Origin of the sequence: Paenibacillus uliginis N3/975 (assembly GCF_900177425.1) — a bacterium.
Classification (GTDB): Bacteria; Bacillota; Bacilli; order Paenibacillales; family Paenibacillaceae; genus Paenibacillus_AQ; species Paenibacillus_AQ uliginis.
Window position 1 is genome coordinate 4,624,957 of the sequence record NZ_LT840184.1, and the last position, 21,438, is coordinate 4,646,394.

Genomic DNA, 21,438 nt, shown 5'->3' on the forward strand with positions numbered 1-21,438 from the left:
GTTATCACCCTCACCTTTACCTTTTAGAATCCAAGTAGTTTTGCAAAATCAAGCTTGCAGCCATCTTATCTACGACCTGCTTGCGCTTCTTTCGGCTGACATCGGCTTCCAACAGAGTCCGTTCAGCGGATACTGTAGAAAGCCGTTCATCCCAAAGGTGAACGGGTAAGCACAGGGACTCTCGCAGTAGTTCTGCGAATTCCATGCAGATTTCTCCTCGGGGACCGATCGTGCCGTTCATATTTTTGGGCAGACCGACCACAATCTCAGTGACCTCATGTTCTTTCACAAGGGCAGTGATCCGTTCTAATTCAATGCCCTCCCGGCGACGTTCAATGACTTCCAGCCCTTGAGCTGTCCAACCGAACACATCGCTGAGAGCTACACCAATTCGACGGTCCCCGTAATCCAATCCCATGATCTTCATCCTTGCACTCCTAACGGTGACTGGCTAGGTAGAACCGGACCAGTTCTTCAATCAATTCATCTCGTTCTTTCTTCCGGATCAAACTTCTCGCATTGTTGTGCCGAGGTATATAAGCGGGATCCCCAGACAACAGATAGCCGACGATTTGATTGATCGGGTTATATTCCTTTTCAACCAATGAGTCGTATACCGATAAAATAATGTCCCGGGCGGAAGCCTCCTTCTCATCACCTTTTACATTGAACTTGACAGTCTTATCCATGGAGTCCATGTGTGACACCTCGCTTCTTCGAAGAACATGTTAAACCATGCTTCGTCGAATAAATATTTACCAGCTTGATCTATTTCTATCATAACATATTCCTTAACCTGTAAGGAAACCTGATTCCAAATAATTAAAGGCAAAAACGTTAAACTTACACACTTTGGGAAACTAACTCTTCAGCACGCTTCAGTGCCTCCTTGATTTTGGAAGCATCCTTACCGCCTGCCTGAGCCATATCCGGACGACCTCCACCGCCTCCGCCACAGACGGACGCTACTTCTTTGACAAGTTTACCGGCATGTAGACCTTTTTTCACAAGGTCTTGAGGTACAGCTACCACAAAATTCACTTTATCTCCGGACACAGCGCCAAGTACGATAACAGCTTCAGGCAGCTTTCCTTTAAGTTCATCAGCAACCGTACGAAGAGCGTCCATGCTGCCAACCTGCACTTCAGCAGCCAAAAGCTGTGTATTACCTGCCGTTACGACACGGTCTGTAAGCTGACCTGCTTCGATTGCACTCAGCTTGCCTTGAAGGGATTCATTCTCACGGCCGAGATCCTTCACCTGTTGGTTCAGCGCTTCGATCCGTTTAGGGACATCGTTTAGATTGCTCTTGAGCAGGCCTGCGGAATGTCTAAGCAAATCCAGTTGGCCTTCCATAAACTCATAGGCAAAACGGCCTGTCACAGCCTCAATCCGGCGTACCCCCGACCCAATGCCGCTCTCGCCGAGCAATTTAAAAATACCGATCTGAGAAGTGTTGTCCACATGGCAGCCGCCACAAAGCTCAAGACTGTAATCTCCTACCTGAACGACCCGTACAATGTCTCCATATTTTTCACCGAAAAGCGCCATAGCACCCATGGCTTTTGCTTCATCAATCGATTTGTTTTCAATGACAACAGCTGTCCCTTTCCAAATCTGCTCGTTAACACGCTGCTCGATCCGGGATAGCTCCTCCGGTGTAATGCTTCCGAAATGAGAGAAGTCAAACCGCAGACGCTGAGGCTCAACAAGAGAGCCTGCCTGATTCACATGCTCGCCAAGCACTTCTTTCAGCGCCTTATGGAGAAGGTGAGTAGCCGTATGGTTCTTGATAATATCAAGACGTTTCTCGCGGTCTACTTCAGCTTTTACGATTTCGTTCGATTTTAATTCACCGGACTCCACCGTTACAAGATGAACATGCTGTCCGTGCGGCGCTTTGAACAAACCTTCAACTCTCGCCCTCACACCATCACTCTGTAGTACCCCCTGGTCGCTAACCTGTCCGCCGCTCTCCGCATAGAACGGAGTGGAATCCAAAATAACCTGACCCGACTGGCCCTCACCAATGTGATCAACAAATCCGCCGTCGACAACAATGGCTAGCACTTTCGATTGTTGAACGGTGTCATTATATCCAACAAATTCACTTTTAACCGTGTAATCGGAGAGCACACCGCCCTGCACCTTCATACTTTCCGTTTCATGGCGTGCTTCTCTGGCACGATCCCGTTGCTCTTTCATCGCGGCGTCAAAACCGTCACGGTCAACAGTAAGCCCGTGTTCTGATGCATAATCCTCTGTCAGGTCGAATGGGAATCCGTATGTGTCATACAGTTTAAACGCATCGGTGCCGCTGATCTCTGTTTTGCCTTGCTCCTTAGCTTGGGAGCTTATATTCGCCAAAATATTCAATCCATCAGATAACGTCTTGTGGAACTGCTCCTCTTCTGTAGCGATTACCTTTTCAATAAACTCACGCTTATCCAGCACTTCTGGATAGTATACGCCCATGATGTCGCCAACCGTTTTAGTCAATGTGTACATAAAAGGCTTATCAAGACCGATGACCTTTCCATAGCGGACAGCGCGGCGGAGCAGACGGCGGATAACATAACCACGTCCCTCATTGGAAGGCATTACACCGTCACCCACAGCGAACGCAACCGTACGAATGTGGTCAGCAATGACTTTCAGGGCAAGGTCATATTCTGGATTTTCATTGTATTTAATCCCGGCAAGCGCAGCCGTTTCCTGAATCAAAGGCTGGAATAGGTCGGTATCGAAATTTGACTCCACGTTCTGCAGAATCGATGCGAACCGCTCCAAACCAGCACCAGTATCAATATTTTTGTTCGGCAGCGGCGTATAACTGCCATCTTTGTTATGGTTAAATTGGGAGAACACAAGGTTCCATACTTCAAGATAACGTTCGTTCTCTCCACCTGGGTAAAGTTCTGGATCCGAAAAATCATTTCCGTAAGCTTCGCCGCGGTCATAAAAAATTTCCGTACAAGGTCCGCAAGGGCCCTCACCGATATCCCAAAAATTATCTTCCAGCTTAATGATACGGCTCTCTGGCAGGCCGATTTTCTCATTCCATAGCTTGAAGGCTTCTTCATCTTCAGGATACACGGTCACCGATAGGAGCTCCGGGTCAAAACCGATCCATTTTTTGTCCGTCAGGAACTCCCAAGCCCAGGTGATGACTTCTTCCTTAAAGTAGTCCCCGATCGAGAAGTTACCCAGCATTTCAAAAAAAGTTTGGTGACGGCGCGTTTTTCCGATATTTTCAATATCATTGGTACGAATACATTTCTGAGAGTTCGCCAACCGAGGATTGTCCGGCTTCACCCGTCCATCGAAATAAGGTTTAAGCGGTGCCATTCCGGCATTGATCCACAGCAAAGATGGGTCATTATGTGGAACAAGGGATGCACTCGGCTCAATCTTATGGCCTTTTTCTGTAAAGAACTCCAACCATTTGGAGCGGATTTCACTAGCTTTCATTATCATAGCCTCCAGTTTCAATATTGTTCGGTCTTACTGTTAGTACAGTCCGAACACAAAAAAAGCCCCTGAATAAATATCAGGGACGATTGTCTCGCGGTACCACCCTGGTTATCACCTGTTTATGCTGTCAAACACGAAAATGTATCGTCCTTGACTCATCAGGTAATCGCCTTGTATCGACTTGATAACGGGCGCCACCCGGTGAGTTTGTCTCACACTCGGAAATCAGCTTTTCGGCTCGCGACGCTTTCAGGTTCTCACAGCCACCCGGAAATGTAATTCCGAAGGAACCTGTTCTCTGGGAAAGAAGCACCAGCCTACTTTATTTCCTCATCGATTTCAAATCATATGGACTCTAATATTTTCAAGTATATCGATGCCTAAACTATCTGTCAATGCATGTCAGAGTCAAGTAAATCAGCCACTTTTACGTCTTACGTAATATGCGAAAAAATGCTGCAGTAATACCTTCATTACCGCGAAAACAGGAACCGCCAGAATGAGGCCTACCGTACCGGCGACCTGGCCGCCAACAAGGAGGGCAAAAATGATCAAGAGCGGATGCAGATGTAGTTTGCGTCCGACCACCTGAGGAGAAATGACGTTGCTCTCCAGCAGCTGGCAGATCAAGTTTACTGTCGCGACAAGAAGCACCATTTTCCAAGATATCGTTGAAGCCATCAAAAGTGCAGGCGCCGCTCCCAGAAATGGACCCAGGTAAGGCACAATATTAAATATGGCAACAATGCTGGCGAACAGAAGCGCATAAGGCATGCCAATCACCATATAACCGATATATGCGAACACCCCAATGATAAGGCAGACTAGAAATTGTCCACGAACATAATTGCCGAGCGCGGTGTCAATTTCCTTAATCAGAGTAACGATGGATTTCCTCCGGCTGCGGGGCAGATAGGATACTGCCGTCCGCTGGAACACCTCAAAGTCTTTTAATATGTAAAAGATCAGAAAAGGAATGATAAACACATTAAACAACATGTTGATCGTAGTCCCGATATTGTCCATAAAGCCCGATATCCCGTCAGCCAGCCGCGTTTCCATATGAAAAAACCAGCTGTTCATTCCCGTTCGGATACCAGGAGGAAGCAGCTTGCTATCCAGATTCGTCATCAAACTTTGGGCATGCATCGTAAACTCAGGCAGATGTTCATTAAGTTCTTCGAGCTGCCGGATCAGCATCGGAATCATATTGATCAGAATAACGGCTAAACAGGTCAGGAAAACAGCATATATTAGAAGTACAGCGATGCTCCTCGGAACCTTGCGATCCGACAGCATGCATACGATAGGATTCAGCACATAAGATATGATCATAGCCACCAAAAACGGGGCCAGCACCGCCTTCAAAAAACGGTAAATGTCCAGAAACAACGGCCGCAGGAGCCATACAAAGTAGAGGGCGATAAGTCCGAGCAGCAGCCAGATCAAGAAACGGAACCACTTATTCGCCGTCAGTTGTTCCACAGGGCAATCTCTCCTTTCGGACTAACTTACCCTGTAAGTATATGTACGAGCTCCCTAAATTAATCTTACATTCTTGCGCAAACACAGCTTATACCGTCTTGAATTCAAAAAAGACTCTCGTCCCGCCAGTCGGCAGGAAGCGAGAGTCTCTTACATTGCTCACTTATATGTACGCAAAATTAGTTCGATGCGTGCATATGTGAAGGGAAATCTTGCTGGAATTCTTCACCGAAAAACAAATCATCCAGCGAGCTAAGCGTGCCGTCTTCCTCAACCTGGTAGACAGACATCTTCTCTCCATTGACTGTCAGTTCGATAAAGCAGCCCCAACAGTAAAATTGATGGGAACCAATCTTCCCAATATCCTTAGAACTACAATTTGGACATTTCATCCTATCCTCACCCTATCCGTTCACAGAATTAATGGCTTTTTCCAGACGCTGTTCGCTCATCGGAGGCACCATGACAGCATTTTCTCCGATCGCCATTTCCGTTGTACAAGGCAGCCATTTGCGACCTTCAATCAAATCTGATACAAAACCGTCGGAAATTTCCAATCCTAGTATTGTATTGCCCTGTTCTTGCTCAAAATAAACATCAGAGATGCGTCCGAGCAAAACGCCGTCCTCTGTCAGTACCTGCATCTCTTTCAATTTCCGCCGGCCCAAAAGGTACGTAAACGGTATATCATCGGCGCCCGTTTTTTGAACAGCCTTTTCACTTCGGATCATTACAGCGTCTTCTCCATAAGCTGCAATATCTGCCCATGAGACGGTTTTCACATGAGAGGAAAAAAGTGCTTTGCCTTCGAGCTCCAGCCCGGTGATTAACCAATTTTTATCTAGTATAAAATCGTGGATTTTGCCAATTTCCTTGCCACTCTCCACGTCGAATACAGCCAGTCCAATCATTTCTTGGAGTTTCATGATGCACGGACACCTCCTCACCCTATAATCATTTGGAAAACGGACTTCGGTTATAACGCAATTCCCTGTTGAACCGTGACCGTCTTCAAAGGATGAAATGGAAGAACTCATACCCCCTAATCCATGAAGGAGAAATCCCTTAGCATTTATTTACGCAGCCGTTTTAGGATGGTTCCAATTTTTTGAGCTGTATACTCCATTTCTTGAGTAGTATTACCCAAACCAAAACTAAAACGAATCGCGGAACGCAAAACATTTTCAGAAAGCTTCATTGCCTGGAGTACATGGGATATTTCCAGAGAACCTGAAGTGCAGGCAGAGCCGCTAGCTGCAGCAATTCCTTCCATATCCAAGTTCATCAGCAACGTCTCTGTACTGATTTCAGGGAAGCTGATATTTAAAATTTGAGGCATATAAAATTCAGGGTGTCCATTCACAACAAAGGCATCCTGTCCGATTTCATGACGAAGTCCTTCAATAAGCGTCTCACGCAATTTGATATAATGAGCTCTCCGCTCATCCAGTCCTTGTACGGCCAATTGCACAGCTTTTGCAAACCCGGCTATACCGGCCATATTTTCAGTTCCAGCCCGCCGTTTTTTCTCCTGAAGTCCTCCGAACAGCCTTGGGGATAACGGAGTACCCCGTTTCACTACAAGAGCACCGATCCCTTGGGGACCATTAATCTTATGGGCGGAGAAGCTCCAGAGATCCACGGGAAATTCCTTACAGGAAATAAACTCGGAGCCCAGTGCTTGAACAGCGTCCGTGTGAAAAAGTATTCCTTTGCTGTGAGCAAGCTCACCAATCTCCCGGATCGGTTGAACGGTTCCCACTTCATTGTTGCCAAACATAATCGTAATCAGGACAGTATTGCCCTGAATTGCCCTGGCAATCTCCTCCACGGAAACGCGACCTTCACTGTCTACAGGCACGTAAGTGACTTCACAGCCTCTCTTCTCAAGCTCTTCACAAGTATGAAGCACCGCATGGTGCTCAATCGCAGATGTAATAACATGTTTGCCCTGAAGCCCAAGTCCTTCCAGAGTACCAAAAATCGCCAGATTATCACTCTCTGTTCCGCCAGCCGTAAACACCAGCTCGTCCGGGAAACACCCCAAAAGGGCCGCAATCTCATCCCGCGACCCGCTAACCTTTCTTTTAGCTTCTCTCCCGTAGGAATGAACACTAGAAGCATTGCCATATTGGCTTGTCATAACGCGCATCATCTCTTCCGCTACTTCCGGATGAACCGGCGATGAAGCGGCGTGGTCTAAATATATGGATTTCATATCTCTTCACCTAAATGTAGAACATCTTGGTTGTATTTTCGCTGGCTTTCGTCATTATTCATTCACCTTGTTTTCTGCGGATTTTTTCGTACCATATCCTATATAAGTCACGTGCTCTTTCGCGGTGTTTCGCCGACTTTGTGATTTTTTACGTGATTTTTATGTTGAGACAACCCACAGCAAGCCTGCTGCTGATAGGTACAAACGTTGTATCATTTAGTATATTATTTTATACCCTTTCTTACAACGAAAATAAACCTGTCGGCTTTTGAACTGACAGGTTTATTGGGTTAATAAAATGTCCAATAATCTATATTACTACCTTTATCTCTCGGTAGCTGTGGAACGTCCTCACTATCCTTCATGACAACTATGCTCTGAGTTGTGTTCTCGTCTTGCCAAAGGAGGTATCCTTTCCCTTCTAACGTTTTTAACCCTTGAGTAATGTCTTGGACTGAACGCCCCGTCATTTGCTCAATCAATTTCATTGTAGGCATTATCCGACGATGAGCAGGATAATTGACCAGGATCCGAAGTAGCTTGCGTTCTAGATCAGGAAGCATTACGGCCACCCCCTGCCGGTCTTGTAGCAAGAATGTTATCTAACCTAAATACTCTTGGTGCATTAGATGTTAAGCACCTTGCCCTCACTCGCCCATCCTTAACCCCAAGTACTTCAATTCGCCGCTGTGTGATCTTTCCATTACGATCTATATAGATTATTTCGACGATTCTACCGATGTATTTATCCACCATGTTCGCCTCCAAAATAAGAACGTTTGTTTGTGTTATAACCAAGGATCAGTTCTTGTAACAAGTAAAAATTCATAAAAAAAGCCCGGAGTTTCCTCCGAGCCCCAAGTCTCTATGCTGTTTTTTTACTCAATTCCTTTTTACCCAAGATACCCATGAATCCGCCGATTATAAAGAGAATTCCAGATAGTATGTAGAAGAATGAGATACTGATAAAACCTGCAATACCGCTAATCACCATCAACACGCCAGCAACTTTCGGTTTTGGCTTGGACATTGCCGCTCCGACGATACCAAGAATACTAAACAACATAGCTGAAACACCTAGGCCAAAAATGCTAGAAGTTCCGTCAGATGAGAAAGCCGCGTCCACTCCCCCAACAAAAATAGCGAATATCGCTGCAATAATACCGAAAATACCTGCAATTAGACCCATAGCAAACATGTTTCTTCCCCCTTAATATTGGTACAATTGTACTATACAGCAAATTCCTATATATTCCAAGCAATTAATCTCGTGTATCTATAAAAGGGATTACTAAGATGTATATAGAAATTTGAATGATTATGTATGTGAGGTGTTTGCATTATGAATGAACTAAAGATAGCCAAGCAGAAGCAGCAGTCTGTAACGATCCGCTTGAATAACGGAGAAGTATTACAGTGAATACCGGAGGCAATCACGGATCGGGTGAAGCTGAGGAATGATAATGAAGTGGTTTATATACCTCTTACGGATATAGATCATGTGAGCCGGTTGATACAGTTACGATAATGAAAAAATAGTTGGTTAAGAATATTTTATCCTTTCGACATATAAAACTATATTTCAACAAAAATTGATACCCAGCATTATACAAATTATTACTATATAATCCAAAACTCCTATATACTTAAAATATTGGTCATGTTATGTTTTAATCAGGTTGGCCGACCTGTACTGATATTTCTACCACATCTTGATATTTCATAAATCACATTAAATAGGATCTACTATGGATTCTATTATAATTGGGAGGTTTTGAAATATGAAAAGGTTGAAAAAGTTCTCAGTATCCGTCGCATTAACTGCTTGTATAATGGCCTTTGGAGCAAGTTCAGCATCTGCAGCTACCGGCTGGGCTGACACACCGCAAACAGCGGCAGTAATGTACTCAAGCGTTATACAAAACCCTTACTACAGTTCAACAATGTATTTGGACAGTATGTCTGATAACGACTACTACGTGGTTGATAACACACAAGGTTCATCTGAAATCACGTACACTGTTATAGCAACTCCACCAGCTAATTTCGATATTGTTATGGGTATTATTAAGATGAATGCAAACGATGAAATCTTGTCCATCAGCATGGATAATTATAATGGAAAAGGATACCCGGAAGCGACTAGTTGGAACGCTAAGCCAGGTGAAAAAGTTTACTTCAGAATAATGGATAACGGCATAAACAATTATAACGAACCTTACACAATCCAGTTTACAAAAACGAATTAATTTAATTAAGCGAAGACCCTACCAGAAATGATGGTAGGGTCTTTCTTTATGTTCTTTATTTACCTCTTGAAGATATAGATTATTTAAGCCGGTTGATACAATTACGATAAAACAAAAGACCCTTAATCGATAGGGTCTTTTTTGTATTCAATCAAGTCTGAAATACTGCTGATCTCTAAAGCAAGCATAACCTTCTCCAAATTTTCGGGAGACCAGTGCTTCGATTTGTTCTTGACCATATCATCAACGGTGTTCCAGCGTATCCCGGTCATTTCGCTTAATTGCCGAGTGTTAATACGCTTTTCACTCATGTGTTCTTCCAATTTTAGATACAACATTTTACTCACCTCATATTTAATATACCCCAACACATAAAAAACATCAACGATATTAGTTAATTATTTCAACTATTTTAGTTGATGATCAACGATATTCGTTGTATAATAAGAGTATAAGGAGGTGAAAGAAAAAATGCGAAAGACGAGAAAAGAAGAACGACGCGATGAACGGACTGTAAAGATCATGCTAATGACTGCAATCATCAGCTTGATTGTCTCGATCATCACCCTCATCACCGCTCTGGTTCGCTAATCAGACGACCCGGAAGGGAGCCCCACAAGGGGCTTTCTAAAGGGTTGGTGAAATCTAAGATGTCGTTCTTCTTTCCTTAATCATATCACAAAGGAGCTGATCATATTAACGCATCCAAAATGAACCGATTAACTTTGTGGATTTCCGTTGTATCGATCGTAATCAGCTTAATTACAATAGGTATAGTTATTACAGCATGGTAAACAAAATAGACCCTGCCTGCATTAGCCGGTAGGGTCTTGGTTTATAAGAAAAAACGGATCTTTAACGAGGCTCCCTTTCCACTTTTAGGTGACTCCATAATAACTCCTAAATACATAATAGGCCTAAATATAGTACATTTATCTGTCCACACTGACTTTTAAGGATCAGAATAAATTAGTTTTTCATCGAAAAGTTCAATCCGAGTATATAAAAATCCGAATCTAAATTGTTCTATAATAAATTCAAATGCGGTATCAAAGGAATCTAAAACTGAAGATTCGTATTCATCCATGGCATGTCCATCAAAAACAAAAACTGCATTGGGAGATAAGCTTTTTCTGTATTCGTTTTGTGGATCAGGTATTACTCCTTTTTTATTTTCATCTTCAGTAAATTGGCGAAATGTTCTTATGTAATATCCAAGTAAATTATAATGTGTTCCAGAATTGTAGAAGCTGTCGACGTTAGGTGCTTTGAATAAGTAATTACTTATATAATCAAATAAAACATTATCTGTATGTTGATATCCAAGTTCAGAGACACCATATCCAACAATCAAACCACCAGTAAATAAATGTCCATAGTCGAAATCCATTTCAAAGTCAGACACATCATTCCGAGTGCCACCTATATTGAATATAGTGAACCTAGTTTCACCTCTATTCAATATGTAGTCATCTTGCTGTTGTTTTAAAAGACGTGGCGCACCTTTAAAGGGTAATCTCGGGTTAAAGTTCTTATTCTTCGAAACTAAGCCATAACCCAGTAAACTTTCGTCTTGTTTGAAGTATAATGAATATAAATAATCTTCTTTAATATAGTCAGTTCTTGTGATTATGTATGTATTGGCTTTAGAGTCTGTCCATCTTAGAATGTTTTCTCTTTCTGGTACCCCCATTAGACCTTCAACATATTTTCTAGAATAGCCAACTTTAATTTTCTCAATTTTATCTTCATAAGTTCTTTCTCTAATAAATGAAATATCCATAATATAAGGCTTGAAAATTTGGAGTAATCCAACACCTAGTATTGCAATTATTATTGATACTAGATTTAATATTTTTGATTTTTTTAACCATAGCCATTTCAACATAGGTATAACTATTTCTATCAAAATAAAGCAATATATATAATGTATGCGACTTAGGACCTTTCTTATTAACTCCATCTCCTATTAAATATATTTCGTTAAGTAAAGATAGAAGAGCCTTTCGCTTTAATCAAAAGGCCCCTCGCCATTTATCAAGTTAATCTATTGTCTCTATATTATTCGCTCTGGGACAATTATCGAAGAGAAATACCTTACACGGTCAGAATTATCCGAATTTCTGAAAGCGGCCATAAACCATGGTAAGCCCCAAGATAAGGAGATTTTTTATCTGCTAGCCTTTAGTGGGATGAGATCCGGAGAATTATGCTCTCTGAACGAGCACACCGATTTAGATTTCGAAAATAACAATGTCAGAATCACCAAAACGATGGATAGTGATAATATGAGAAATTATCTTCTTACGCCTCCTAAGACGACAGGCTCTATACGAACGGTTTCTGTAGACCCCATGGTGATGCAGATGCTACAGGTACATAATGTTCGAATGAATAAGCTAAAAAATGAACAAAAACTTTTATATCCAGGTTATCACGATAAAGGGTTCCTTTTCCGCAATGATGACGGATATCCATTTAACGCTCAAGCGATTCGTCTTCGGATGAAAGCTATTTTAAAAATCACAGATATAAAGAAAAAAGCGACTCCGCATATATTTGGACACACCCACGTTAGCATGCTCGCTGAGGCTGGCGTTGACCTAAAAACAATCATGGATCGTGTCGGCCACGATAATGAAAAAACAACCCTGCAGATTTATACGCATGTAACTGAAAAGATGAAACAAGATGCAGATCAAAAAATTCAAAATCATTTTGCCGATATCCTCAAAATTGACGTTAAGCCAGAGTAGTCTGCAGAAAATGTGATTTTTTCGTGATTTTATCAAGGGATATCACAAAAATAAAAATCAGATATCCCTTGATACACATGGGTTAATTGATCGATCAGCCGATTTTAAACTTAAATGTAGAACATGTAATTGTCCGCAGCGGACTGTTCCTGGTAGTTGATCAGATTATCAAGGGTAGTGGAATCAAGCACCTCAGCGATGCTATCGCGGATTCGCAGCCATAGATCGCGTTTGGCCGGATCATCTTCTTCCGTGAAATCTACAGGAGAAATCGGACCCTCCAGTACACGTATCACATCACCCGCTGTAATACTAACAGGCTCGCGAGATAGAATATATCCGCCATAGGCACCACGAATACTCTTTACCAAGCCCGCATTACGAAGCGGAGCAATTAACTGCTCCAAATAATGCTCGGACAATTGATTTTTCTCAGCTATGCTTTTAAGGGAAGTCGGCCCTTCGCCAAATCTGGCAGCCAGCTCCATCATAATCGTTAATCCGTACCTTCCTTTAGTTGAAATCTTCAAAGGTGACACCTCTCTCGAAATTAGTATATATGATATTTCTCATCTGTTTTGTTGGTTTGAGGCGGAAAATGGGCTGTAATTTTACGTTATGTCATATAATCTCTCTATTCCGATCAATCCCCTGTGCATATGGTAACATAAGCACAGCCCCTATGGGTAATAATCCATGGTTATTTTTTAAAAATGTTCTCCTTAGGTGGACAAAACCGGGCGTGTGAAGTAAGCCTGGTTGTGATAAAATACGTCCATGGGCACAATTCAATACGAAAATGGTGATAACGATGTCAAAAGATAAACAAAACACCCGTATCGTTGTCGGCATGTCCGGGGGAGTCGATTCCTCCGTAACAGCACTGCTGCTGAAACAGCAGGGTTATGAAGTGATCGGCATCTTTATGAAAAACTGGGACGACACCGATGAACTCGGCTACTGCACGGCCGAAGCGGACGCGGAAGATGTCCGCCGTGTATGTGAGCAACTCGATATCCCTTACTATACCGTCAATTTTGAAAAGGAATACTTTGATAAAGTATTTTCCTATTTTCTTGATGAATATAAGGCCGGTAGAACACCGAATCCGGATGTCATGTGCAACCGGGAAATTAAATTCGGTGAATTCTTAAACAAAGCTATGGATCTAGGGGCCGATTATGTTGCCACAGGACACTATGCACGTGTTGTTGAGGAAGACGGGAAATTCCATCTCCTTCGCGGAGTAGATAACAACAAAGACCAAACTTATTTCCTGAATGCACTGAATCAGGAGCAGCTATCCAAAGCGATGTTTCCGATCGGCCATCTGCCTAAGCCGGAAGTACGCCGTCTCGCTGAGGAAGCCGGTCTTTATACCGCCAAGAAGAAGGACAGCACCGGCGTTTGCTTTATCGGCGAGCGTAATTTCAAAGAATTCCTAGGCCACTATCTACCGGCACAGGGCGGAGATATGGTGGATGTTGTTACGGGTGAAGTCAAAGGCCGTCACGACGGCTTAATGTATTATACCCTGGGACAGCGCCAAGGACTCGGCATTGGTGGTTCAGGTTCCGGTGAGCCATGGTTTGTTGCCGATAAAGATTTGAAATCCAATGTACTGTATGTTGTACAAGGAGATCATCCGAGTCTGTATTCCACTGGCTTAATCGCTTCCGGAATCAACTGGATTGCGGGTAAGGAAGCTATGCCCAATGATTCCTTCACCTGCGTAGCGAAATTCCGCTACCGTCAACCGGATCAGCAGGTTACCGTAACTCCAAGAGAAGACGGAACACTTCATGTAGCTTTCCATCAACCACAAAAAGCCATTACACCCGGACAAGCCGTTGTGTTTTATCAAGGTGAGGAATGCCTTGGCGGCGGAACGATCGAATATGCAGAGAAAGTACCCTATTAAGCGTAAACGGCTTTGCCGTTATTGACAGGCAAAATGCAAGAAACGTTCAGCTATTGCTGGCCGGTCTCGGCGTAATTGTTTGCTCGCTCGGTTTTGGGGCGGCCATATTGATGTCCTACAGCTAAGCCCAGCTTATGTCGCTGCGCACCTGCTACAATTGGCAGAACGCTGGCGCGCGTCTTATAGCGACAAGTCTGAAGGAAAAAAATGCCTTTATCAAGACGCAATAACGTTAACATGGATGGCGGTTGTTTCCTTGGGTATACCAAGAAAACAACCGCTATTTTTTTGCTGACCGAAAAAAATACGCAAAATTGGCACCAAACGGCAGTGAAAAGTATGGTTTTGGCAGTTGTAAATATGAAACCAAATGGAGCCATAACGTCGGTAGGAGAAATTTTCATCCGCAAAATTCTGCTGACGAATTCCGTTTCGTCCGGGGCATGCGGGCTGCAGTTGTTGTTCTTTCCCGGGTATGTCGCCAAATGGACTGGATTGGACAGTAGAACCGGCTTGGTCGAAACTGGGGTTTTCCTGCTCGTATTCGTCGCATTTCTCGTTTGAACCGCATTCAGGAGCATTGTTTCTCCTGCAGCCGTGCTTGTCAACTCAAAACCGAGGCATGCCGGGAACGCCAACGAAAGATAAGCGAATCGCTCACCTGTCCCGACTATTGACTGTGGCTGACTCTGGGGTTCTAGCAACTGTAGATATTCATGACTTAAACCACGAATGCGCTCATTGAAATAAGCTCTTAATTTATAATCGTAAATTTTAGAAAAATCCGAGTAACCCTGCCTCAAACCCAGTTCGTATACTTTGGCCCGTGCATTTGCATCCGGCTTCCTTCAGATTCCGCCTCACGACGGACACCCTTGCCCTTAGCTACGGTAGGCGCTCGCCAGCCCCCTTTCGGGACTTTCACCCTAAAGATGACGCCCATGCTGGGCGTACATTGAAAAAGCTCACGTGCAATAATGACACGTGAGCTGTGGCTGTAGATTCACCGGGTCTACTTGATGAATTATCATAAATATCGAGAAATGATGCGAACTAATTTCGAAGGCAGCTCATTTAGATTGGTAATATCCAGAAATCTCTCACCTCCATAGATCTGACTAATGACATCTTTGTCTTGACCGATGGCTGCTGCCAGAAATTTTATACCTTTTCTTTCGTATTCGGCTATCGTCTGCTGCATGTCTTGAATGGCAAGACTTCCGGTATAGTCTTCCATGGCTTTGGGCTGACCGTCGCTTATGCTCATTAACAGCTTGGTTTGTTTCGGGGAAGCAGCTAACCGTTCTGCCATAATTCTTAGAACCATTCCATCCCGATTATTGCTTCTAGCCCGAATTCCCATCAGCCTGAACCGATCACGGAAATCCGTTTTGTCATAATCGGCATAAGCGAAGATGGACATCTGTTCCAATCGGGAAACATCAGCAGTATCCCCATAGATTAGAATCGGAATATTGCATATTTGGCAAAATTCATAGACCGCGATGACTGCACGCTTAGCCGCTTCCAACCTTCCGAAACCAGCCATCGATGCTGATTCATCCACCCTTAAACCGACCACAAGACCAGGGGATTCCGTCGGGGGACGTTTCTTGGCAAAATACCTGAAATCACGGTAGGCCACACTGTCTGCCTGAAATTTAGAACCATAGTAATGGTTCCTGGCAAATTCCGCGGTTACCTCATGCTGTAACAGCGGCAGCGTTTTTCTGGCTATTTCGCGTACGACGGGCATAAGCTCCCTACTCAGACTCAAATATTCCTCCTGATGGTTCGGATCGTATTCAGGACGATGAACGATCAGCTTAACAGCCTGATGAATAGAATCGGACACGATTTCCCTAGAGACCTTATTCAGCTTTTTGCGGAAGTCCCTTTCCTTTTGCTTCTCCTCCTCCGACATGGGTTCCAGATTGGCGATATGATACCTCGGTGATCCGTTCTCGCCCGAATCCGTACTCTCCATATCCGCGTAATCATCTGAATGGATGGATGTGCTGTCGTCGCTTTCAGCGGACTTTTTTAACAGGGTACCATCTTCCTCAGCTTGCTTATCATGAATCGAATCCATGTCTATACTACTTTCCCCTGTTGTGATCTCCACTGCATCTAAATTTCGTTTTTTTTTAATTCAACCGGGACTTCATCTAAAATTTCTAACAAACCTTGGTCTTTAAACGCATCTTCCAGCAGTTTGATTTCTTCCGAATCGGTTGTTATCTTGTAGATCACTTTATGATAAAGGGATTCTCTTGCAGAAGCCCCCTGAGCAACGGCATCCGCCCAATAGAAATAGGAACGCATACCGGCCACACCTTTAATGGCATTTGCCCGGGCTGTTTGGTCCAATAGAATAATGATGTTTGCCAGAACGTCCAGCATTTCATCATTTCCGTAGCCGATTTTGGCCATTGCGCGCTCAATCATAATCTCCTTAGTCGGCAGATCCATCTTCTCCGTATGCTGAACCCTGTCACGCAGCGCCTCGTTAAGCGGTCGAGAACCCGCATAATTGCGGTTTGCCGTAATTACCGCTATAAAGTCCGGATGCCTGTGCACGATTTCCGTTGGAAGATTAAGACTGCCATCCAGCTCCAATGCAGAATTCAGTGCCATCAATACGGCAGCATCTCGAATCACGTTTGGTTCCTGAATTTCCAGCAGATAGCCTTTTTGAAAGGCCCTGACGATCTCGGAAGCGTAAAAACGATACTCAACAGCTTCATCCTGGGCGTTATCCGCAGCCAGTTTCAATAATTGTTTCATCTTTGCGGAAGCCATTTCCTGTGTAATCCCCAACGCTTCCATTAATATCGCAGTCGAGCTTTGAAAGCCATCACTCTCGTATAATGCTTTCAGGGCAGCTTGGTCTGCAGACTCCATATTCTTCATTCGATCAGGTGAAATAACCGGTAAAATGGCTCCGATGATATCCGATTTATCCATATCAGCAAAACAGGTCACTTTCGTATAGGGCAGCCTGAAGTTAGCAGACATGGCTTTGGCCAGTTGTGTTTTTCCGGAGCCGGCATCTCCCTCTAATAGGATATTGGCAATTTTCAATTCGCCGCGCTCCCAATTACGCTTGATTTCATTACAAATTCGCCGTTCTTCCTCGCTCACTTTATGCGTTAATGGCTTTTTCCAGACGAGATCTCTTTCATCATCAGTCAATTTTCTCGCAGGAGACAATACATATTGTTCATGGTCATTCAGGTCTTTCATGACCTCTCACCTCCAAACTCTGTCAACACAGTAGCAGGAGAATCGCTCCATCTCCCCGTTGACGGCTTCGTATCTTTCATTAATATCCCATTTCTTTTAATGTTCTTGATAATGTTCGCAGACGCTCTCCAATCATCTCACCGTTATCGCTCAATGCTTCGTTGAACTGCTTGATATCCTCATTAATCTCATTATTATCCGTACAAACGGCCACCGTCATGGCATTCCCTTGCAGTCCAATCCGGTCGAGCACAGGATTCTGCGGATCATATAAATGTTCGTATCTATAGGCCTCAGTAAAATGCGTCAAAGCACTGCAAAAGAGAATGGACAAATCCAGAATTCGATGGATAGGTATCTCTTCCGATTGTCCGGACCCTTGTTCCTCTGTGTTTCTCCATATTTTGGCGGCAACATTAGCCATACCTTCCCCGTTCCACTGGGTCAATCCCAAAGATAGAGCTTTTACATCTGTGTTGTTAGCGAATCGCCCATCCACATCCCCATAGTTTTCCGAAATAATAACAGGTTTATGATTCGTAGAAGCAGGTATTTTCATAGTTTCTCCTCTTTTCATTTATTGAATCCAAAACAACACTTCGACGAAAATAACAAACAAAATAAATATTTGTCTATTTATATTATAGACCAATATTTATTTTGTTGTAAATAGTTACGTCGTGGAAAGTGCTCCGTCCTACAAACGTATTCGAAAAAAACGCACAAGGTTGTTTGAATTTTGTAGACTAGCTGTAGTTGGTAACTTGATTAAAATCAATAAAAAAAGAAGTATTTCCATGTTAAGGAGATACTTCTTTAAATTAATTAAAACAATTTAGCCCTTTGATAAGCGGAGCTTACACACCCACAATGAAAGCAATCCCTTTTGGTGTTTTACTCGTTGGTGATTCGGTTAATGCCATATCCATCAACCTTTCTTATTTTTATGTTTTAGGAACTTTCTAAAATCAGATGTATATCCGGAAACGTTTTGAAATCCCCCGGTTATTGGCCCAGACAAAGATAGGGAAAAGGCGCCACCCGTTTGAAGAAAAACCCCTGTAATCGTAACTTGTCCATTAAGTAGCAAGGTTGCTGTGATGAGATCGAGACTCCGGAGTACAGAGCTCCATTTATTCTTATTAGTTCGTCTGTTCAATCAGCATCACAGCCTCCTCCTGTATGGTACAAAGAGTTAGTTGGTTTATGTTATGCAAAAACTATGAATCATGTTCTAGACTAAAAAACTAGCGAAAATAACTATATGAGGTCCCATTGGAACGCACCTTATTTCACAAGTGTAAATGCGCTTATTCCAACACCAACATCGAAGCTGGAGAAAAACGTTGCATTTTTTTTTGCGCATCAAATTGATGTTGACATGGATATCCTCCGTAAACGCGTCAAACGCAGGCTGTAGATGGTTCTCGCTCTCCGGCGTAGTTACGGGGCCGGGATATCGTTGTCGGAAGATTGACCCTGGTTTCAGAAGGCAGCCGATTCAATTCATCGACTGCCTCTAGTATTTACTGATTCTCAGCTATAAATTAATGAAATTGTGCAGCATGCAGTCTGGCGAAGATCCCGTCCTGATTGATTAATTCTTGATGGTTGCCTTCTTCTGCGATGCCTTCGTTCGTTACGACATAGATACGATCCGCTTTCTTAATCGTAGATAAACGATGGGCGATAATGATTGTCGTCCGATTTACTGCTAATTCAGACAACGCCTCCTGAATGATCATCTCCGTCTCGGTATCCAGCGCAGAAGTGGCTTCATCCAGGATCAAGATCGTCGGATTCTTTAAGAACGTTCTGGCGATGGAAATCCTTTGTTTCTGTCCACCAGATAGCTTCAACCCTCTCTCACCGATCTGAGTATCGAGTCCATCCGGCAGTTGCCTGATCATCTCGGTTAAGTTGGCTTTATGCGCAGCTTCCAGGATTTCTTCTTCAGTCGCGCTTAGCTTGCCATAAGCAATATTCTCCCTTAACGTACCCGTAAATAAGAAAACATCCTGCTGTACGATTCCGATCTGTGCACGCAAAGATTCTTTGGTCATCTCGCGCACATCGATCCCGTCTATAGTAAGGCTTCCCCCAGTTACGTCATAGAATCTCGGAATCAGCTGCGAGATCGTGGTTTTTCCAGCCCCGGAAGGTCCGACGAAGGCTACGGTTTCCCCTGCATTTACTTCGAAAGATATGGAATCCAGCACGTTCTGTTTATCATTGTAAGCGAAGCTGACGTTATCGAACCGGATATCGCCCCGCAGGGAGGATACAGCCTTGGCGTTTTTGGCATTTTGCACATCCGGCTCGAGGTCCATCATTTCCGTGAACCGTTTGAAGCCGGCCATTCCTTTCGGATACATCTCCATCAGCGCCGCGATCTTATCGACGGGCTTAAAGAGAATGTTGACGTATAAGATGAAGGCGACCAGTTCCCCATTCGTAAGCGTTCCTTGGTATACCATCCATGCGCCATAGATCAATACGAGCAACGTTATTAAACGCGTGAGAATGTAGACGCCTGACAAACTGAATGACATGACCTTGTAACCTTGAAGCTTGGCCGATCTGAACTTAAGATTGTTTTTGGTGAACAGTGAAACCTCGTGCTTTTCGTTCGTAAAAGATTGCACAACTCGAACACCAGATACGCTGTCTTCCACGCGTGCGTTAACTTCCGCCACTTCCGCATACATTCTCTTCCAAGCTTTATTCATCCTCATATTCGTGAACAGAATCAATATTAACAGGAACGGGAAGATGAAGATTGAGATCAGAGCCAATTGAACATTAATTTGCAGCATGATGAAGAAGGTACCAAAGAATGTCATAATGGCAATGAATAAATCCTCCGGACCATGATGCGCCAATTCGCCGATATCCATCAGGTCGTTCGTAATCCGGCTCATCAGATGCCCTGTCTTGCGATCGTTATAGAACTTGAAGGATTGACGCTGATACTGCTGAAATAGCTCTTGTCTCATATCGGTCTCGATATTAAGGCCAAGCTTGTGCCCCCAATAATTGACGATATACTGCATGAACGAGCTTAGTATGTAAAAGAGCAGCAGACTGATACTGACCGTTATGATCATCGACCAATTCCCGGTGGGTAAAAGCTTATCGATAAAAGATTGAACAGCTACGGGAAACGCCAATTCCAGGATCGCGACGAAGACGGCGCAAGTAAAATCAATAATAAATAACCTTCGATGCGGACGATAATACGAGAAAAACCTTCTAAGCATTCTTTTCCTCTCTCCTAAACATACATTTTCTTAACATGGTAGACGTGACGCAGTGTTGTTACGCTCCTTCCCCTTAGGGCATCTATATTGTATTGAATCATAGGCAGAATAAATTACAATACCATTTTATATTAATGATAATGATTGTCATTATCAAGATGAAATTGCGAAATTTTCAACTAACTCCCTATGGCGACTTCTTTTCTGTGAAATCTATACGGCAGCCAGTTATTACGATAAAAGCAATTACATTTGAGACCACAATTTTCGCCCTCTCTATTATGTCTAGTCCATAATGGAATACAATTCGTTATAATGTTACCATATGTTACCTCCATGTTTTGTTCCAAAATAGCTCCTTGTCAAAAGGACTTAACTTCATTGGAATTAGCCAAAATCGGACTCACATTCGCCGTAATCGGAGACGTCATCATATATCGCAATTCTTAAAGCCCAAGAGGAAGAACGACTACTCGCACCCGAGAATCAAACCCTATAGTACATGAACGAATTAAAAGAAAAAAAGCCGCGAATGTCGCAAGCTTCAAGGTTTTCCATACATGATCTCTATGGTATTACGAGCTCCCTCATCAAAAATGGGACGATAGCGCTTTTAGTTGCCACAATCGTCCCACCCTTTTTCATCGTTTATGAGCACAGCTTCCTTCTACATATTTACTATTTACCAGCCAAAAACTCATCTAACTGACGCTGGATCTCCGTTACGTATTCATCAATGCCGGCTGCTTTTAGTTTCTGAATGGCCTTCGGATATTCGGTTTCAAAATCCACAAAACCGGTACGTATTATCGATGGACTCTTGTGCTAC

General features: G+C 43.4%; 21 protein-coding genes. 4 read left to right on the plus strand and 17 right to left on the minus strand.

Translation table 11 applies throughout. The features are described from left to right. Positions 1 to 16: 16 nt before the first annotated feature. From ruvX to B9N86_RS21845, 9 genes are all read right to left on the minus strand, one after another. Positions 17 to 427 carry a Holliday junction resolvase RuvX gene (gene ruvX, locus B9N86_RS21805; RefSeq protein WP_208915235.1) on the minus strand — a complete coding sequence of 137 codons (411 nt, stop codon included), beginning with the start codon at positions 425 to 427 and terminating at the stop codon, positions 17 to 19. Positions 428 to 437: 10 nt separating this feature from the next. Further along, positions 438 to 698, minus strand: a complete 261-nt coding sequence (locus B9N86_RS21810; protein WP_054958106.1) for an IreB family regulatory phosphoprotein — start codon at positions 696 to 698, stop codon at positions 438 to 440. A gap of 145 nt (positions 699 to 843) precedes the next feature. After that, entirely contained in the window at positions 844 to 3,471 is a 2,628-nt protein-coding gene (gene alaS, locus B9N86_RS21815) for an alanine--tRNA ligase (protein WP_208915236.1), read from the minus strand. Between the two features lie 420 nt (positions 3,472 to 3,891). After that, complete coding sequence (locus tag B9N86_RS21820; RefSeq protein ID WP_208915237.1) at positions 3,892 to 4,959, minus strand: AI-2E family transporter; 1,068 nt, start codon at positions 4,957 to 4,959, stop codon at positions 3,892 to 3,894. A 179-nt stretch (positions 4,960 to 5,138) separates the two neighbouring features. Then, the gene (locus B9N86_RS21825; protein ID WP_208915238.1) at positions 5,139 to 5,351 is read right to left on the minus strand and encodes a hypothetical protein; all 213 of its coding nucleotides are present in this window, start codon (positions 5,349 to 5,351) and stop codon (positions 5,139 to 5,141) included. 12 nt (positions 5,352 to 5,363) lie between these two features. Beyond that, positions 5,364 to 5,885 carry a PRC-barrel domain-containing protein gene (locus tag B9N86_RS21830; protein ID WP_208915239.1) on the minus strand — a complete coding sequence of 174 codons (522 nt, stop codon included), beginning with the start codon at positions 5,883 to 5,885 and terminating at the stop codon, positions 5,364 to 5,366. A gap of 146 nt (positions 5,886 to 6,031) precedes the next feature. Beyond that, positions 6,032 to 7,177, minus strand: coding sequence for a cysteine desulfurase family protein (locus B9N86_RS21835; RefSeq protein WP_208915240.1), 1,146 nt, complete (start codon positions 7,175 to 7,177; stop codon positions 6,032 to 6,034). Positions 7,178 to 7,467: 290 nt separating this feature from the next. Beyond that, entirely contained in the window at positions 7,468 to 7,740 is a 273-nt protein-coding gene (locus B9N86_RS21840) for a LexA family transcriptional regulator (RefSeq protein ID WP_208915241.1), read from the minus strand. A gap of 302 nt (positions 7,741 to 8,042) precedes the next feature. After that, entirely contained in the window at positions 8,043 to 8,375 is a 333-nt protein-coding gene (locus B9N86_RS21845) for a DUF4064 domain-containing protein (protein WP_208915242.1), read from the minus strand. Positions 8,376 to 8,958: 583 nt separating this feature from the next. On the opposite strand from B9N86_RS21845, the gene B9N86_RS21850 reads away from it, so the two are divergent. Further along, complete coding sequence (locus B9N86_RS21850) at positions 8,959 to 9,426, plus strand: hypothetical protein (protein ID WP_208915243.1); 468 nt, start codon at positions 8,959 to 8,961, stop codon at positions 9,424 to 9,426. Between the two features lie 122 nt (positions 9,427 to 9,548). Here B9N86_RS21850 and B9N86_RS21855 read toward each other — a convergent pair whose 3' ends face one another. Both B9N86_RS21855 and B9N86_RS21860 read right to left on the minus strand, forming a co-directional pair. Continuing rightward, on the minus strand, positions 9,549 to 9,764 hold the full coding sequence (locus B9N86_RS21855) for a helix-turn-helix domain-containing protein (protein ID WP_208915244.1): 216 nt from the start codon (positions 9,762 to 9,764) through the stop codon (positions 9,549 to 9,551). Between the two features lie 614 nt (positions 9,765 to 10,378). Beyond that, positions 10,379 to 11,314 carry an ETEC_3214 domain-containing protein gene (locus B9N86_RS21860; RefSeq protein ID WP_208915245.1) on the minus strand — a complete coding sequence of 312 codons (936 nt, stop codon included), beginning with the start codon at positions 11,312 to 11,314 and terminating at the stop codon, positions 10,379 to 10,381. Between the two features lie 193 nt (positions 11,315 to 11,507). On the opposite strand from B9N86_RS21860, the gene B9N86_RS21865 reads away from it, so the two are divergent. Continuing rightward, positions 11,508 to 12,182 (plus strand): tyrosine-type recombinase/integrase, encoded by a 675-nt coding sequence (locus tag B9N86_RS21865; protein WP_280175005.1) that lies wholly within the window; start codon positions 11,508 to 11,510, stop codon positions 12,180 to 12,182. A 110-nt stretch (positions 12,183 to 12,292) separates the two neighbouring features. Here B9N86_RS21865 and cymR read toward each other — a convergent pair whose 3' ends face one another. Further along, complete coding sequence (gene cymR, locus B9N86_RS21870) at positions 12,293 to 12,712, minus strand: cysteine metabolism transcriptional regulator CymR (protein ID WP_208915246.1); 420 nt, start codon at positions 12,710 to 12,712, stop codon at positions 12,293 to 12,295. 281 nt (positions 12,713 to 12,993) lie between these two features. Here cymR and mnmA point away from each other — a divergent pair, with 281 nt between their 5' ends. Both mnmA and B9N86_RS30475 read left to right on the plus strand, forming a co-directional pair. Then, complete coding sequence (gene mnmA / locus B9N86_RS21875) at positions 12,994 to 14,103, plus strand: tRNA 2-thiouridine(34) synthase MnmA (RefSeq protein WP_208915247.1); 1,110 nt, start codon at positions 12,994 to 12,996, stop codon at positions 14,101 to 14,103. Between the two features lie 207 nt (positions 14,104 to 14,310). After that, on the plus strand, positions 14,311 to 14,667 hold the full coding sequence (locus B9N86_RS30475; protein ID WP_244562795.1) for a hypothetical protein: 357 nt from the start codon (positions 14,311 to 14,313) through the stop codon (positions 14,665 to 14,667). 463 nt (positions 14,668 to 15,130) lie between these two features. Here the strand turns inward: B9N86_RS30475 and B9N86_RS21885 are convergent, their stop codons facing one another. The 5 genes from B9N86_RS21885 to B9N86_RS30850 form a co-directional block, all read right to left on the minus strand. After that, the gene (locus B9N86_RS21885) at positions 15,131 to 16,195 is read right to left on the minus strand and encodes a vWA domain-containing protein (RefSeq protein ID WP_208915248.1); all 1,065 of its coding nucleotides are present in this window, start codon (positions 16,193 to 16,195) and stop codon (positions 15,131 to 15,133) included. A 38-nt stretch (positions 16,196 to 16,233) separates the two neighbouring features. Continuing rightward, on the minus strand, positions 16,234 to 17,349 hold the full coding sequence (locus B9N86_RS21890) for an AAA family ATPase (RefSeq protein ID WP_244562796.1): 1,116 nt from the start codon (positions 17,347 to 17,349) through the stop codon (positions 16,234 to 16,236). A gap of 79 nt (positions 17,350 to 17,428) precedes the next feature. Beyond that, a complete protein-coding gene (locus B9N86_RS21895) occupies positions 17,429 to 17,908 on the minus strand; it encodes a DUF6530 family protein (protein WP_208915249.1) in 480 nt (159 codons plus the stop codon). Between the two features lie 988 nt (positions 17,909 to 18,896). Continuing rightward, entirely contained in the window at positions 18,897 to 20,609 is a 1,713-nt protein-coding gene (locus B9N86_RS21900) for an ABC transporter ATP-binding protein (protein ID WP_208915250.1), read from the minus strand. A 678-nt stretch (positions 20,610 to 21,287) separates the two neighbouring features. Beyond that, complete coding sequence (locus B9N86_RS30850; protein ID WP_342193113.1) at positions 21,288 to 21,401, minus strand: DUF3502 domain-containing protein; 114 nt, start codon at positions 21,399 to 21,401, stop codon at positions 21,288 to 21,290. Positions 21,402 to 21,438 lie beyond the last annotated feature (37 nt).

Bases quoted from the DNA above. Each gene is read 5' to 3' on its own strand.
- B9N86_RS21825 (WP_208915238.1), bottom strand. From the start codon at position 5,351: ATGAAATGTCCAAATTGTAGTTCTAAGGATATTGGGAAGATTGGTTCC.
- B9N86_RS21810 (WP_054958106.1), bottom strand. From the start codon at position 698: ATGGACTCCATGGATAAGACTGTCAAGTTCAATGTAAAAGGTGATGAG.
- B9N86_RS21895 (WP_208915249.1), bottom strand. From the start codon at position 17,908: ATGAAAATACCTGCTTCTACGAATCATAAACCTGTTATTATTTCGGAA.
- B9N86_RS21835 (WP_208915240.1), bottom strand. From the start codon at position 7,177: ATGAAATCCATATATTTAGACCACGCCGCTTCATCGCCGGTTCATCCG.
- mnmA (WP_208915247.1), top strand. From the start codon at position 12,994: ATGTCAAAAGATAAACAAAACACCCGTATCGTTGTCGGCATGTCCGGG.
- B9N86_RS21855 (WP_208915244.1), bottom strand. From the start codon at position 9,764: ATGTTGTATCTAAAATTGGAAGAACACATGAGTGAAAAGCGTATTAAC.
- B9N86_RS21885 (WP_208915248.1), bottom strand. From the start codon at position 16,195: ATGGATTCGATTCATGATAAGCAAGCTGAGGAAGATGGTACCCTGTTA.
- ruvX (WP_208915235.1), bottom strand. From the start codon at position 427: ATGAAGATCATGGGATTGGATTACGGGGACCGTCGAATTGGTGTAGCT.
- B9N86_RS21900 (WP_208915250.1), bottom strand. From the start codon at position 20,609: ATGCTTAGAAGGTTTTTCTCGTATTATCGTCCGCATCGAAGGTTATTT.
- B9N86_RS21840 (WP_208915241.1), bottom strand. From the start codon at position 7,740: ATGCTTCCTGATCTAGAACGCAAGCTACTTCGGATCCTGGTCAATTAT.
- B9N86_RS21845 (WP_208915242.1), bottom strand. From the start codon at position 8,375: ATGTTTGCTATGGGTCTAATTGCAGGTATTTTCGGTATTATTGCAGCG.
- B9N86_RS21890 (WP_244562796.1), bottom strand. From the start codon at position 17,349: ATGAAAGACCTGAATGACCATGAACAATATGTATTGTCTCCTGCGAGA.
- alaS (WP_208915236.1), bottom strand. From the start codon at position 3,471: ATGAAAGCTAGTGAAATCCGCTCCAAATGGTTGGAGTTCTTTACAGAA.
- B9N86_RS21830 (WP_208915239.1), bottom strand. From the start codon at position 5,885: ATGAAACTCCAAGAAATGATTGGACTGGCTGTATTCGACGTGGAGAGT.
- B9N86_RS21860 (WP_208915245.1), bottom strand. From the start codon at position 11,314: ATGTTGAAATGGCTATGGTTAAAAAAATCAAAAATATTAAATCTAGTA.
- B9N86_RS21850 (WP_208915243.1), top strand. From the start codon at position 8,959: ATGAAAAGGTTGAAAAAGTTCTCAGTATCCGTCGCATTAACTGCTTGT.
- B9N86_RS30475 (WP_244562795.1), top strand. From the start codon at position 14,311: ATGCCTTTATCAAGACGCAATAACGTTAACATGGATGGCGGTTGTTTC.